Origin of the sequence: Enterococcus sp. C63, assembly GCF_040887215.1 — a bacterium.
GTDB classification, from domain to species: Bacteria; Bacillota; Bacilli; order Lactobacillales; family Enterococcaceae; genus Enterococcus_B; species Enterococcus_B hirae.
Genome location: NZ_JBFOFI010000008.1, coordinates 152871 through 169302, shown reverse-complemented (window position 1 = coordinate 169302; position 16432 = coordinate 152871). Strand labels below are relative to the sequence as shown.

10 protein-coding genes are annotated in these 16432 nt (G+C 36.1%); all 10 read left to right on the top strand.

Features of this window, described 5'->3' with window-relative positions; all coding sequences use genetic code 11:
• Positions 1 to 85: 85 nt before the first annotated feature.
• The 10 genes from AB3H90_RS12300 (at position 86) to AB3H90_RS12255 (ending at position 16405) form a co-directional block, all read left to right on the top strand.
• Entirely contained in the window at positions 86 to 592 is a 507-nt protein-coding gene (locus AB3H90_RS12300) for a hypothetical protein (protein WP_368016803.1), read from the top strand.
• 64 nt (positions 593 to 656) lie between these two features.
• Complete coding sequence (locus AB3H90_RS12295; RefSeq protein ID WP_368016802.1) at positions 657 to 5189, top strand: hypothetical protein; 4533 nt, start codon at positions 657 to 659, stop codon at positions 5187 to 5189.
• Positions 5190 to 5247: 58 nt separating this feature from the next.
• Positions 5248 to 6981, top strand: a complete 1734-nt coding sequence (locus AB3H90_RS12290) for a VirD4-like conjugal transfer protein, CD1115 family (protein WP_368016801.1) — start codon at positions 5248 to 5250, stop codon at positions 6979 to 6981.
• A 473-nt stretch (positions 6982 to 7454) separates the two neighbouring features.
• Complete coding sequence (locus AB3H90_RS12285) at positions 7455 to 7685, top strand: hypothetical protein (protein ID WP_010720705.1); 231 nt, start codon at positions 7455 to 7457, stop codon at positions 7683 to 7685.
• Positions 7686 to 7709: 24 nt separating this feature from the next.
• Positions 7710 to 8519: a hypothetical protein gene (locus AB3H90_RS12280; protein ID WP_368016800.1), complete on the top strand. Its 810-nt coding sequence runs from the start codon at positions 7710 to 7712 to the stop codon at positions 8517 to 8519.
• A 25-nt stretch (positions 8520 to 8544) separates the two neighbouring features.
• Complete coding sequence (locus AB3H90_RS12275; protein ID WP_010737216.1) at positions 8545 to 8907, top strand: PrgI family protein; 363 nt, start codon at positions 8545 to 8547, stop codon at positions 8905 to 8907.
• On the top strand, positions 8904 to 11240 hold the full coding sequence (locus tag AB3H90_RS12270; protein ID WP_010737217.1) for a VirB4-like conjugal transfer ATPase, CD1110 family: 2337 nt from the start codon (positions 8904 to 8906) through the stop codon (positions 11238 to 11240). Before AB3H90_RS12275 ends, AB3H90_RS12270 begins: the two co-directional genes overlap by 4 nt.
• A gap of 32 nt (positions 11241 to 11272) precedes the next feature.
• A complete protein-coding gene (locus AB3H90_RS12265; RefSeq protein WP_143139780.1) occupies positions 11273 to 14332 on the top strand; it encodes a lysozyme family protein in 3060 nt (1019 codons plus the stop codon).
• A gap of 102 nt (positions 14333 to 14434) precedes the next feature.
• On the top strand, positions 14435 to 15319 hold the full coding sequence (locus tag AB3H90_RS12260) for a hypothetical protein (RefSeq protein ID WP_010737219.1): 885 nt from the start codon (positions 14435 to 14437) through the stop codon (positions 15317 to 15319).
• A gap of 33 nt (positions 15320 to 15352) precedes the next feature.
• Positions 15353 to 16405, top strand: coding sequence for a hypothetical protein (locus AB3H90_RS12255; RefSeq protein WP_225792567.1), 1053 nt, complete (start codon positions 15353 to 15355; stop codon positions 16403 to 16405).
• Positions 16406 to 16432 lie beyond the last annotated feature (27 nt).

Here is a 16432-nt window from a genome sequence, read left to right as displayed (position 1 = left end):
GGAAAAAATAGGATGGAGCCAGCTAGAAAGTCAGGTATGATTAAAATAAACAAAAAAATAAAAAAATTTAAAGGAGGAAAAAGTGATGGATTCTGAAGATCGTAGTATGTTGTTTCTTTTATGTTGTCTATTTGGGGGCTTGGGATTTTTGACTGTGAAATTATTAAAATTGACTTGGGAAGTAGCGAAGTGGACTGGGGATAAGCTTTGGATAGCAGTAAAATGGACTGGGGTTAACCTTCGAAAAGGATATAAAGTTCTTAAGAAAAAATGGAATAAACGGCAAGAAAGAAAGGCATTGGCCAAAGAAAAACAAGACCTAAGCCAAGAAACAGATAAGGTCCCATTACTTAAAGATGAACAAGTTCCAGAATTACAACCAATTGATAAACAAGTTTCAAAATTACAACCAATTTGGACAGTGGCGCAACAACAAAATCCTGTGGGAGTATCAGATAAACAAGTAGATGACAAAAAGAGTATGAAAGATGCCACTACGGGAGCAGTAAAAACCAGTATAGATACTAAAAATAGACTAACAAATGGTTTCCAAATAAACAACGGTCGTAGTGAAATTGCACATCAGATTTAATAAATTGCGTTATTATGCAATTAGAATAGATCTAGTAGAATGATCCAAGAAGGATGGAGGAGGAATGAACTACTTGGTAAGAAAGAATATATTGGAGAACGAAACCGGTGAATGGCAAAATAAATCTAATTTAAAGTCAGAGTTTATCAAAGAAGCATCGTCGTTTTCTGTCAAAAAAGAAAATGTCTTTACTCTTTGTGAAAAGCCAATCCAAGAGAATCATGGAGAAAAGACTGCACTTTTAAAAGTGCAAGATATGTTAGATGACTTTAAATTTGAAGTACTTCAACGGATGGCTGGGGATCGTAAAGTGTTTGAATTACAAAGTGAAAAAACTGAGTATGAAGCAAGAATCGAACACGCCGAGGGAAAAATCAGTGGGGAGCAACTTCAACAAAAAATTAATGTATTAGAAAAGGAACAAGAAACGAAGATCGTAAAGCATGAAAGGGATAAGGCCACAATAGAAAAATTAGAAACAAAGGACGTTTTTTTATCTAATAATAGTCATGAAAGTAATGATTATCTTGGAGCCATCGCAATAGATGAAAAAACGAAGTACTTTGAGAATAAAGATCTGGCCGAAATATTAGCTAGTGAGATCAGTCAATCGAAACAACAACTTACTGGGCTTAAGCGGCACAAACGAAACGAAGTAGCAGATTGTAACAAAAAATTAAATGAATTAAATAATGTTAGTCAGAAAAATCAAAAAATGATGCAAGAGATGTCAAATACGCCAAATACGCTAGATAAGGTTAGAGGCCAAACAATAACAGATGCTGTGATTGTTGATAAAATTAAGAAGCTTGTTAAAGAATTCATGAGAACTGAGAATTTTGAAATAATAAAAACGGATACTTTGGAAGAGATGTATGCAAAAGCTACTGCAGTTGATATTACGAGGGAGGAAGTAGAAAACAGAAAGGACAAGGCGAAAAAAGTTCTCGTAGAGACAGCCACTATAAGGAGGAAAAAAAGACAGGATAGGGGGAGTGTATTAGAACAAAATCAAGACCAAATGAATGTATCAGAAAGGGTTGTAGCGTTTGAAAAGAATGGAGAGTCAAAACCCGACCAAACAGTATCAGTAAAAACACCTAATAAAAATGGAAGTAATCTACCAAACGGAAACAAGCAGCAAACGAATAATTCTTTCAATCGATCAGAAGTCGATTTGCGAGATCAAGTAAAACCTGAACCTGAATCTATCAATCGCCTAAGTAATAGTAATCTATCAAAAGAGAATGAGCAGCAAACGAATCATTCTCTCGATGAATCAGAAGTTGGTTTGCGAAAACAAGCTAAGCCTGAAATTCAAGCTACTAATAGTCTCCCAAATGGTGCATCAGAAAAGGATTCGGCAAATGCTAGACCTTACAGTGGCAATGTGCGAGGGCTAATCGATAAATTTAATAGCGAAAAAAAAGACTCTCGCGAGCTTCAGAAAGGTCCTAGAATAAAATTCAATCAAGGACTTAGCCAACAAGACCAACAAGAAGTGTCTAACCCAAACGGAAATAAGCAGCAAACGAATCATTCTCTCGATGAATCAGAAGTTGGTTTGCGAAAACAAGCTAAGCCTGAAATTCAAGCTACTAATAGTCTCCCAAATGGTGCATCAGAAAAGGATTCGGCAAATAATAGACCTGTCAGTGGCGATGTGCAAAGTATAATCAATCAATTTAATAGCAACAAAGAAACCTCTCCCGAGCTCCAGAAAGGTCCTAGAATAACATTCGCTCAAGGACATAGCCAACAAGAAGTGTCTAAACCAAACGGAAATAAGCAGCAAACGAATCATTCTCTCGATGAATCAGAAGTCGTTTTGCGAGATCAAGCAAAACCTGAAACTAAATCTATCAATCGCCTAAGTAATGTATCAGAAATAGTTTCGACGTTTGAAAAGAATGGAGAGTCAAAACCCGACCAAACAGTATCAGTAAAAACACCTAATAAAAATGGAAGTAATCTACCACAAGGAAACAAGCAGCAAACGAATAATTCTTTCAATCGATCAGAAGACGATTTGCGAAAGCAAGCTAAGCCTGAAATTCAAGCTACTAATAGTCTCGCAAATAGTGTATCAGAAAAGGATTCGGCAAATGATAGACCTGTCCCTGGCCATGTGAAAAATCTAATCAATAAATTTAATATAGAAGAAAAAGACTCCCTCGTGCTCCGGAAAGGTCCTAAAGCAAATTTTATTCATGGACTTAGCCAACAAGAGGAGCGTAGACCAAATAGAATAGCAAGATCTAGATCAGTTAGTCACACATTACATGAAGTACATAGAGAACAAACAGATAAAGGTCGCCGAAATAGTGCACCAGAACTCACTACGCCATCTGAATCTCCATTACGTTCAGAAGATCGAGAAACATCTTCACCCATATATGATGACAGTCTTCATGAACGGCATTTAAAATTATCAGATTTTGAGTTAGATCCAGAGAAAAAACCATTTGATGATACACAATTTGACAAATTTCAAAGGTTTGAATATGATATTCCATTGCGTTACATTGGAAAGTTACGGAATTTAACCAATTCAGAACGTGTACTATCATCATTATCTACAACTCAAGATTTAAAGACTCATGACAAGTTAGTTCGTAGAAATTCGGCTCCCGGAGTAATGACGGAACAGTCTATACCAAGTCATAGTTTTGACCAATTTGACCGAATTCTTATACCAAGAGTTAAATTGCGTTATGTTAATGGTCAAGTTAGTTTATCAAAGGAAATTACAAATCAAACTGCTGAACTCAATAAATTTCCAGAATTAAGCAGTTTTACAAACCAAGTTTTAATACCAGGAGATTCCTTAGACCAACCGTCTACACCCAATAGCGATTCAGAAATAAATAATCTTACAAATCAAGTTCCACTACCAAAGGATTCTTCAGATTTACGTTCAGTATCAGAAGGTGACATGAACCAAACTTCTATGCCGGAAAACGTCAACAGTACATTAGATGAAACAGATAGTGTGAGAAAATCAGTTTCGGTTGAGGATCTAAAGTTAGCATACGTAGAAAGATTACGATCTCAGGTCGCGTTTGTCGAACAAAAGATAAAGCACGATGAAGAATTAAAAAAATATGGACCGTACAATAATTTTTTCCTTGATCAATCGAAGAAGTCTAAAGCAGCAAGATCTAAGATAGAAATCGATCTTACTAAAAATAAAACACTATGTGAAGGTTTAAAGACAATTCTTGGCGATGAAAAAAAATTAGCTGAATTTTTAGAAGAGATACAGCCAAAGGATCCTCAGGTGCTAGCTAAGGAACTCGAAAATGTTAAGCAAGATACGGCAGAATTGAAAGGAAAAGCCGAAGAGTTAAAAGAAATTACTTATAAAGATCTTAAAAAGAAATGGTATCAGGTGCTGACCCGCCCTTCATTTTATTTGTTTTTAGCAAGACAAGTACTGTGGGTTGCACCGATGGCGTTTTTTAGTGCGATGGCTGGCGCTCTTCCGCTAATGCCTACTGGCACACAATTATTACATGGATCCGCTGTAGTCAACTGGTTAAGAGGCGTGATTATTGGTAGTTATGTCGGTCAACGTTTAGTAAATGCCGTACCTAAAATCATTCCACGTACTTCCAAGAGAGTCCAACGATTTGCTAAGGAGAGATTTCCTAAGACAGTGGCAGCGCTAGAAAAAGGTTCAAAAACAATTGCTAGACCTTTTAAATCCATCGGAAAATCTGTGCGCTCGACAGCTAGAACAATTGGTCGACCTTTAAAACCAGTCGGTAAAGTAGTGGCTAGACCATATAAATTTGGTAAGGAAAAATTAAGTAATCTTAACGCTAAAACCTTTGTTCCAATCGGAAAGAAAATAAAAGAAACATTCGATATTGCCCATTCTGAAAAGCGTTCATCAGAAGAAAACCAAAATCTGAAAAAAGGGTTGGATGCTAACGGACAGCGGTTGCCGTTTGCTACTCGAGTAAAAAATGCGGCATTGATGACGACAACCAATTTCGCCAAACGTTTATGGAGAAATAAAGTGAAAACGTTAATTGGAGTCGCCCTATTTGTTGGGTTAGCTACTTTCGGCTTACCTTTACTGTTAACCGCAGCTCTTCCAGCGATTTCTGGTACACTTATTGCTTCAGTAGCAGCTATAGCAGTTCCTGCCCTTTTTACGTTGCTAGGTGTGTGGGTTGCTGATAAATACTTATTGAAACCCCTGCAAAATCGATTAGCTAATCGAGAAAATGCGAAGCGTGAACAGTTATTTACCGAACGCTCAGCTAAAGTGCAAGAACTAGGACAGCACCATTCTCTTACCCCTGACTTTAATACGCGAGTAGCACGAGTGGCTCAGATAGACAATGAAAAGCAAACAGCTGAAAAACAGAAAACGCAGACGAGCCAAAAAACGAAAGAACAAGAATTAAATCGGACGAGTATATCTTCCATTTCTACTTTGAATAAACAGACAGAAACTGACAAAGTAAGATTAAGGGATTCTGTTAGTAGAGTACTGAATAATCCAACTAATGAAAAACAATCTAGTGGACGAGCATCAGTGAGCAGTAAAAATGATCACCAGCGATCGGAGGGCTACGGACGTTAGGGATAATATCACATAAACGCTATATTCAAATTAAGTAACGAAAGGGATGAACAAACACTTGAGAAAGTCTCAATATGTTTTATGGGTAGTCCACGTAGTTGTGGTGAGTACATTAATGTATATAGGGAATCGTACATTTTTTTTATTTACGATTAATCAAAATACAACCGTAACATTTGTGGAAAAAATAGCTAGATCTTTTCTTCACGCAGTTGGTGAAATAGCTAGTTTTTCCTTTCAATTCTCATTTAACGTAAAGTCATTACTGGGAGGGTTCGCTTTTGTTCTTTCTTATGGATTACTAGTATTATACAAAACGTTTGATGAAAAAAAAGTACGGCCAAATGAAGAATATGGAAGTGCAAAATGGGGGAAATTTCGAGATATCAAACCATTTTTGGCGAAGAAAAAGAGTTTTAATATCATATTGACTAAAACAGAGAGTTTATCCCTGTCAGGACGAATGAAAATTACTGGCAAAGATAATTTTAACCGTAATAAAAATGTCGTTGTGGTTGGAGGAGCAGGTAGTGGTAAGACACGATTTTATGTAAAACCGAATCTGATGCAAATGCATTCTTCCTATGTAGTCAGTGATTCCAAAGGATTGTTATTGATGGAAACAGGAAAAATGTTTGAGGAAGCTGGTTACAATATCAAAGTCTTTGATTTGATCAATCGGCGTGACACCCATCACTACAATCCATTTAAATACATAAGAACGGAAGACGATATTCTAAAAATCGTAAATAATTTGATTAAAAACACTTCAAACCCTGATAAAAAAGGTGGCGATGATTTCTGGGAAAAGGCAGAGACTGCTTTATTAATGGCGATTTTTAGCTATTTGATCCAAGAAGTCGTTGAAGAAGATCGCACATTAGGAAATGTGATTGAATTGGTACGTCTAGCAGATATTGACGAAAATGTTCCTGGATTCGTCAGTCCTTTAGACGTGCTGTTCAATGAGTTAGAAGAGAAAGATCCAACAAACTTCGCGGTTGCGCAATATAAAATTTTCAAACTATCAGGGGATAAGACGACCAAGAGTATTTTAGTTAGTTTAGGGGTAAGATTGTCTCCGTTTGATATTCCTAGTATCAAAGACTTGGTCTCTAAAGATACATTAGAATTGGACACCATTGGGGATCGGAAAACGATTTTGTACATCTTACTGCCAGATACAGATACCAGTTTTAACTTCTTAGCCAGTATGATGTACCAACAGCTCTTTGATATGTTGGTCTACAAAGCAGATAATATTTATAAAGGACGCTTACCATGTCATGTTCGCTGTATTCTAGATGAATTTGCCAATATTGGTCAAATTCCGGATTTTGAGAAAGTTATTTCGGTTATTCGAAGTCGAGAAATCTCAACAAATGTGATCTTACAAAATATTAGTCAGTTAAAAACGTTGTATAAAGATACTTGGGAAACCATTATTGGTACGAGTGACGTCTTTTTATATTTAGGTGGGATGGAACAAAGTACGCATGAATATATTTCTAAACTTTTAGGTAAAGAAACGATCGAACAAAGAAATATCAGTGTCACTAAAGGCTCAAATGGATCATTCAATGAAAGTTTCCAAAAGTTGGGGCGTAATTTGATGGACCCCGATGAAGTAGCCAGTTTGAAAGGGCAACAATGTATTTTAAAAATACGTGGAGCAAATCCTTTCCTCTCTGAAAAATATGACATTGTCAAACATAAAAACTATAAAAAATTAGGGGATGTGACAGACTCATATATGTATGAACGTAATCTCTCTACACCGTCCACTACGTAACATACATATGTAATTATTAGGAATTTAATCCTTGTCAATGATGCTGAGTGAAACTAGTAGAAGATGATATAAGGACTGTCTGGCACTCGGAAATCATGGTGAATCCAAAAGTGGCTTCTTGTTATTTTGAGCATTTTTGATTTTTCGACTTATTTTCAGGAATCAATTCTTAAGCGCTGTGCATTTATTTGAAAAAAATGGATAGATGTTCCAAGTTTTGTAGATGAATCAATCTATTGTGTCCAAAATAACGAATTTTAAAATTTTTTAGAGTAACTATTCTTCTCAGCTAGTCTGCTTTTTGATAAAGACCTCTTACATATATTGACTAAATTAGTCAATTATAAAATTTGAGAGAGGGAGTTTCTAAAATTTCTCAACTTAGAAATAACTGGCAAACATCGGTTGAAAAATTACCATATACTAAAAGTAGTAACAAATAATAAATAACTCAAAAAAGGGGAAATGTTTAAATGAAAGATGCAGCTTTATTAGAAAAAGTTTTTAGTTTAGTATCAAACTTCACTTTAGTAGGTGGAGGTCTTTGGCTAATTTGGGGAACGGTCATTTTAGCTGGTGCATTAAAAGATAAAAATGGTCCGCAATTACAGCAAGGAATTTGGCAAATTGTCGGTGGTGGATTGATTTTAGTCGCTGCAGGCTGGTTCGCAACTCAATTTGATTTCTCTTCACTTTTACAATAATACACTGAAAGCAGGATTTAATTTATGACATCAGCGATAATGTGGCTCTTTAATCAAATCATGTTTTATTTGAATGGAGATGATTTAAAATACACTCTGAGTAAGAATCTATCAGGATACATGTATGATGCATATAAATTAGTAGTAGATTTACAGGAACTAGTTGTTATTCCGCTTTCATTGTCTATTTTAGCCATCTTTATTCTTTTGGAATTTCAAAAAATTTCACTTAAGGTTGAGGGAGCTGGAGGAGCACCAATGCTTGGGTTTGAAATGATCATCAAATCATTTATTAAATTTGCGATTTGTTATGTGGTTATTTTAAAAATCCAAGTTTTGTTAGACGGAATCATAGTGATTACTTCTAATTTAACGTATAAAATTTTACAAGTAGGTGACGAAAAAACTGTAGCGAATGTAGCAGCAAGAGTAGAACAGGCGGTAAATGATCTAGACTTCTGGTCACAAATCGCTGTGCTATTAATTATGTTCATTCTATTTTTAGTGTCACTTGTTGTACGGACGTTGATTCAGGTAACGATTTATTTACGATTTATGGAGCTTTATATTTTTAGCGCGATGGCACCAATTCCGATGGGGGCTCTACCAAGCCAAGAATTTTCTGCTATGACCAAAGGCTTCTTTAAAAATTTTGCCGCCACGGGGTTGCAGTCAACCTTTATCGCCCTGGTTTTAGTTACATATCCAATGCTATTCATGAGAATAATGGAAGACGTTGGCACCCATATGTTTGGGATTATTTTAGGATTAACGATCTATATGATTGGAATCTTACTAGCTATCAATAAAACTAAAGGATGGCCAAAACACTAATATCTGCATCATAAGGAGGGGAGATATGGCAATAGAAGTAAAAGTTCCAAAAGATATCAAAGAATACAAAGAAAAAGTAATAGCAGGAATGAATCTAAAACAATTATTGTGTCTTTGTATTGCTGGCGGGGTAAATGTCGCGATCGCACTGATATTCATTGCATGGTTAAAAATGCCAATCGAAATCATCAGTTGGTTGATGATCATTGCCTCTATTCCAATCGTGTCTTTTGGATGGTTCAAACGAAATGGCTTATCATTTGAAGTTTATGTTAAGCAATTTTTTAAATACCATATTTCGACAGGAACTAGAAAAAAGAAACGAAAAAAGAATGATGGTCAGCAAGACATGTCAGAAAGTAAAGAATTAGGCGGACAAGAACGATGATGAAATTAAAGTCAAAAATAAAGAATAATCATAAAAATTTAAAGAAGACTTCTAAAAATATAAAGAAACAACAGAAAAAAAATCCACAAGATGTGGATTTTTTGCGCGATACTTTTTACTTTAAATCAATTTTTCCCAGCGGTGTTTGTCAACTGGATGATAATACGTACTCCATCACAGTCGAATTAGAAGATATCAACTATCAGCTTTCATCAGAAGAGAATCAGATTGAGATTTTCTCGCAATATTGTGATTTCCTTAATTCTTTAAGTAGTAAAACCCAGCTACAGTTAACTGTCTACAAAAAGAAACGACCGTTGAGTGAATTGCAATCAATTCTCTACTACCAAGAAAAGAATGATTTTTTAGATCCTTATCGCGTAGAAATGAATGATGTTATTTCCAGAAAACTGGATGAAGAAAAAAATGGCTATAAGAAACGGATTTTGTTTACCTTCATCCAGCAACATCAAACAGAAAAACTTGCTCATAAAGAGCTGGAAATGGTTGTAGATCGCTTTGCAATGTTTGCGAGTCGATTAGGTAGTAGGATCAACCGTCTTGAGAAAAAACAGATGTTGACAATTTTGTCTGATATCTTATTAACAAAAAGTGATAAGGAAGAACCAGAGATTGAGGATATCCTACCAGAAGTGATTGAACTGAAACAAAATAAAAACTACTTGAAAATGGATGATCATTATGCCAAAACCGTTTATTTGCAAGAATATCCATCGGAACTAGCAGATACTTTTATTTTTGAACTGTTAGAAATCCCTCAAGAGTTGGTGATTACATTACATATCAAGCCACTTGAGCAAGATGAAGCATTTGACTTAGTGAAGACCAAATTAGCTTTTATGGAACAACAAAAAGTGGATGAACAGAAAAAAGCCCTACAAAACGGCTACGATTTTGAAATGCTTTCCTATGATTTGACTTATTCGCTAACAGAAGCGAAAAATTTAGTTGATGATTTACAGAATAAGGGTCAAAAGCTTTATTCAATGACTGGAAGTATCCATTTCCATGCCCCAACAGTTGAAAAATTAACAGAAGTACATGACGAGGTATCTTCTATTGGTCGACAATTTGGATTTAAGATCATCGAGTTAGAATTTATGCAAGAGGCTGGGCTGAACGCAACCTTACCTTTAGGAAATAATATATTGCCATTGGATCGAACACTAACGACTGCCAGCACTGCGATATTTGTGCCGTTTACTATTTCAGATCTAATTCAAGAAAATGGGAAATATTATGGCGTAAATGCTATTTCAAAGAATATTTTATCTCTTGACCGGAAATTATTAAAAGCACCCAATGGATTTGTTCTAGGAACTCCTGGTTCTGGTAAAAGTTTCTCGGTGAAGCGTGAGATCGTAAATGTACTATTGCGTGATGCCGAAGATGAAGTCATCATTATTGATCCTGAACGTGAGTATTCCGTTATCGGTAAAAATTTTAATGGTGAGATTATCAAGATCGCTAGTGATTCCGCTACCACGATCAATCCAATGGATATCAACGAAAACTATGGAGATGATAGTGACCCGGTTGTTTTAAAGTCGGAGTTTTTGATTTCATTGTTCGACTTGATCATTGGCGGTGCATTGGGGCTAACCTCTACCCAGAAAACGTTGATCGACCGTGTATGTCGTCGAACGTATGAAACGGTTAGCGATCGGATGCCAACTTTTGTAGATTTCTACCACATCTTACAAGAGCAAGAGGAAGAAGAAGCGCACCAATTGAGGACGGACTTGGAAATTTATATCGAAGGAAGTTTGTCAGTATTCTCCTCTGAAACAAATGTCGATATTACCAAACGGCTCGTTGTTTATGATATCAAAGATTTAGGGAAACAGCTCAAAACAATGGGGATGTTGATCGTGTTGGACCAAGTCTGGAATCGGATCACTACCAACCGGGAAAGAGGCGTTCGGACCTGGTTGTATATCGACGAAATGCAATTACTGTTTACAAATGAGTATTCTGAAAATTATTTCTTTGAATTATGGAGTCGTGCCAGAAAGTGGGGGGCAATTCCAACTGGGATTACACAGAATGTGGAGACACTTTTACTTTCGGACCTTGCGCGGCGGATGCTTTCAAATAGTGATTTCGTCATGATGCTCAATCAAGCAAAATCTGACCGTTCACAATTAGTCCGGTTATTTGATATCTCAGAAGAACAAGAAAAATTTGTTGTGAATTCACCAGAAGGTTATGGACTGATGGTATTTGGCGATACAACTTTACCTTTTTATGATCATTTTCCGAAAGATACGCAGTTGTATAAGATGATGTCAACCAAACCTGGTGAAGACTAAAACGAAAATGGAATCAGAAAGGATACGTCACAGTGCCCGATTTGAATGAACCCAATAACGAACAGCAGGAATCACAAAATAGTATTATCAGCACAGGATTAGAAAAAACCAAAGGTCTCATCAAAGACCAAAAAAAAAGTTCAGAACTAACAAAAGCGATTCTTAAAAACAATCAGACAATTAAAGTAACGATAATTGTCCATAGAAATGATAAACTACCAATCATTAAAAAAAAATCTCGTTTAAAAAGAGTCATTAAACAAGGGAAACAAAAGATTAAACTGACTAAGAAACAAATTTCAAAAATAAAACGAGACGTTGAAGAATTTGGTAATAAAACCGTCGTATTAGCTAAAAATAGGTTCCGTAAAGTTTTAGGCCTAAAACGCAAAAATGATCAAAAAAAAGTGCGACAGGAATTACGATCTGATTCAAAAAGTCAGAATAACATCCAGGGAACAAAACAGTCGACAGATCAACCAAAAGTGAATGTGCAAAAGAAACAGCTAAAAAAAGAACAGTTAAAAAAAGTAGCAGAAGAAACAAAAAAAGGCAATTTGGTTGCTCGTTCTTCTAAGGATAGTACCCCTTACAGCTACACTGCTTACAAAGATCAAAAAGGATTTGCACCTCAAGATTCAGTGAAATCCACCAAAAAAAAATGGTACAATATTTTTGGTAAGGGTAAAAAGACGAAAGTTGTCTATGTAAATCCTACAAAAGGCGTCGGCAAAAAGGGTGGGTTCTTCAAGAAATTTCTAGGTAAAAAAAAATCAGCGTCAAAATTTTTAGATATGGCTCAAAAGCTGTCACCAAAAGGGCAAGCAAAAGAAGCGGCTATGAAAATGCTTGGTGGGCGAGATGAAAAGGGAGATTTAACGATTATCGGGATCCTCATTACGCTGATTTTTTTAGTGATTACAATCAAGGCGCTATTGATCATCGCGATAGTTATCGTTATACTGGCGATCATTCTCGTGGTAATCTCGGTTGTTTTAGCGATTTGGACTTTTATTGTCGCCTTGTTCACATTGAAAACAGAAGATATGGCGATCGCTGAAGCATTTGAGTATATTTCCTATTTGGATGCCTCTAAAAATAGAGATGTTTATAATCGTTACAATCAATTAGTTGAAGAACATGATGAAGTTTATTTTGAAGTGAATGGAATGGTTGCCGATCCGGAACAATTTTCGTTTGCTTCAAATGGGGATAACTATATCTATTACTTAAATGCCAAATATGAAAATTATAATATTAAAAATAGTGCGCTTCCTAATTATCTGAAACGACTAAAAGACCAAACATCCATGAGTCCTCCATTATATATGTCTTTTTATGCCCAGTTTAAAGATAAGTATTCACCAATGGAGGAAGAGCCAGTTAAGATTGCAAAAGTAGAAGATGAACTTCGCGCAATCCATGATGGCACTTTTACATACAAAGTCGAATTTGAAGAAGATAAAGATACAGAAGAAAAAGTTAAAGACAAAGACAAAGAAGAAGAAGACAAAGAAGAAAAAGACAAAGACAGCGTCACGCTGAATGTCAAAGTACAAACGATTGCTGAATTTCTTGATTTAGATCCTCAAATCGAACTCTATTCAAACAATAAAGTGATAGGAACGATCTCAGCATTCTCACAAGATGAAATCGATAAATATTATCCTGTGTTAGAAATCGATCGTTTTCAGGATAAGATTTTTATGGATAATCCTTTAGGGAAAGTTTCGTATGCTTCTGTTATTGGTAATTATGGTTATCGCGGTCGGGACGATGCCAATATGAATGATGAAATAATCATTGATGCGAAACCACAAACGCCTGTCTATGCCACATCAAACGAGAAGGTAACAGAGATCAGTACGCGTACGGCTCGAGATCTAAATGGGAAAAAGCAAACGACAACAAGTATCAAAACGGAAACAGGGAAATACCAAGCTTATTATATTAATGTGACGCCGATCATACGTGAAGGAGCTTCTTTAGAAAGCGGAGATTTGATTGGTTACACAAGTGACAAATTTGACGGTAATTTATTGATGATCATGAAAGAAAAACGAATCTTCCTCTACCGCAATCCAGAAATCAATCCGACAATTTTTATTGAAAATTTGGTTTATGGAAATCGTACGAAATTAAGTCAGTATGATCGAGAACAATCGCAAGGTGAGCTTATTTATCCACCTGAAAAAGTGGTTCAATGGCGAGAAAAAGTAGTAACAGAAGCAAAAAAACAGAACATTGAATCATTTACCAATGTCATACTATCCATAATCTGGGTAGAAAGTGGTGGGGATGGTGAAACCGTTCCGGATATTATGGGAATTGCTAAAGCACAAAATTTGAATCAAACGATCAACCCAGAAAAGTCAATTGAATTAGGTGTAGCTTATTTTGCCAATTTAATAAGAAAAGCACAAATGTATCAATTAGGTAACTTAGCAGCGATCCAAGCTTACAATTATGGGGAAGACTATTTGGACGAGTTGATCCGTACAGATAGTAAATATACATTTGAGCATAGCAAAGCTTATGCGCAAGAAAGAAGTAATGGGGAAGTTGTTTCTTATAATAAGGGCGTGGCTTTAGATCTTGGCTATAACTGGCGTTACGCATTTGGTGATATGTTCTATGCACGCTTAATTTCTTACAACCTCTCAAACTCTACTGGCAAGTTGGTAGAGGTGGCAACTAAAGAAATCGGTACGTTAAATGGCAATAAATATTGGGAGTGGGCTGGCTATGAGAGCCGAATGGAATGGTCTGCGATCTTTGTTACTTGGGTAGCAGAACAAGCAGGATATCTCAGTCAAGGTCGTGTACCGAATACTGTAAGACCGTTAGATATGTTCAATTGGTACAAAAAGAATAATAAATTCAAAGCCACTGATATAGGCTATATCCCGCAACCAGGGGATTTGATTTTCTTTGATTGGAAAGGTAATAAAACGGGGAAAGACCAAGTGGGGATCGTCGAATTTACAGGTGGAAATACGATTCAAGTAATTGAAGGTAATTCAGAAAATATGGTTCGAAGAAGAACCTATACACTCGATCATTCAGCAATCTCTGGATATGGGGTGCCTTAATCTTTCGACTAGCTAGTTAATGATTCATTAGTCAATTCGTGAAAAGTAAAGGTGGTGAGTAATTCCTAAAAATAACGAAAAGCTTTATTTTTAGGAAAAAATATGATCAAAAATTTTTTAGAAACCAAAACAGGTAGAAATTTTTTAATAGGGGTAACAGTTTTTTTCGTTGTGGTCTTGGGTTTGACAAGCTATTCATTGTTCTCAAACACAGCCAATCGGGAAGAGACGACTAAAAAAGGTCAGACAGAAGAAACAGCGGAAAGTAAGGAACGATTAGGAGAATACAGTGCCACTACTTATAGTGGTAAATGGTACTCCAATCGAAGTGACGAAATGGTACTAGAATTAAAAACCGACGGGACCTATCGTGCTTCTTCTTGGCTAGCAGCTGGTAAATATTACTTAGTCGATAACGGGTATTTAGTGCTAGAAGATAAAGAAGGAACCATGAAAAAACTCAAATTACAATCACGTATGGGAAGTACAATCTTTTATTTAAAAGAAGATAAAGAAGAAATCTACTTCTATCCAAATGAAGAAGTTAAAGTCAAAATGGAAGAAGAAATCACCGAACAAGCAGAAGCAGCACAACAAGTGATTTCACAAGCTTGGTTAGACGTCTTACAACAAGGCGCATGGGAAAATACGAATACCGATCGAACATTTACATTAGAATTTAAAGACGGTAAGTTAATCCAGAAAAAAATCGAAGAAGACAAAACGGTCAATGAGCTCACTTATGATTATCGTGTTGTCACCGTCAACCCAGATCAAGACGGTGCAGTATTTGTCATCACGAAAATCGACGATAACGGTAGAAAAGAAGAAGTTTCTTTCTCTATTGGAGAAAAAGGCTCGAAATATGCCCTAAGAGGCGACCCTGGTTCATTTAATTGGATTACGATATACGAGAAAGAATACGAAGCGGTATCTCCCACTCAAGATGGGACCACACGTGAAGAAGCAACGAAAAAGAATGTCTGATTCAGATGAAAAATAAGAAGGAGGTGAAAATATATGATGGAACCGGGAACGGAAAGAGAACTAGATTATACCGAAAGACTCTTTAAAAAGATGCCAGGATGGGCTGTTACTGCGACACTTTTTATTGGAAGAATGCTAATACGCGCAGGTCGAGCTGGGAAAAAATTATGGAATAAACGGAAAGAGAATCAACAACGAGCTTTTCTTACTCAACTATGTGAAGGAAAAAACGGTAGTGAAATAGAAAAAATAATAAAAGCAGATCCTAAACTAGCTAAATTAATCGAACCGAAAAAGAGAGGGTTGATTGGGCGAATAATTGATAAAGTGAGAGGTATTACGCCAGAAGCTAGGCAAAATAAATGGAAAGATAAACTACTTCAACAACCACTTCATAAATTTGATAAGAACCTATTAAAACCACTCATGAATGAGAATGAGGTCATTCGCGATAAAGTCCTAAGTGAGAACAGATTCTTGGGTTCGATTGATCCAAATGCAAGAAAAGTTTATCAAGCCACTCTAAAAGATACAACTAATCAGAGAGCTTTCGTTACGCAACTATGTGCAGGGAATCCAGAGGTAGTAAAGGCACTAGAAAAACAAAACTCTCCATTACTTAAATTAAACGGTCCGAAAAAAAGAGGCTGGCTTGGGCGAAAGATTGATGAAGTGAGAGGTATTACGCCAGAAGCTAGGCAAAGAGAATTGCTCCAACAACCACTAAAAAAATTTAATAAGTTAGCATTAGAAGACCTCATAACTAGAGATGATACTAAGGTAATTAAAGATCGAGTCAATAGTCATATCAAATTCAAGGGTTCGATTGATCCAGTTGCAAGAGCAGAGTATAAAACTCATTTAATAGATGCAAAGATACAGGCTCAAAATGCTAAAAAGGGAGTGAGCGCACTTGACGTCGGTAATACCATGTCTCGTAAAGGAGAACTAAGTAAGCTTACTGATCTTACGAAACATGCAATACCACAGGCTAAAAGACTAACTGCACAAAACCAACGAATAATCGGCGGCAATACACTAACGAAAGGTTTACAGGGACAGCTTTTGCAAGCACCTGTAAGGTAAAAGATTAGCATTCTAAGATAACTTAAA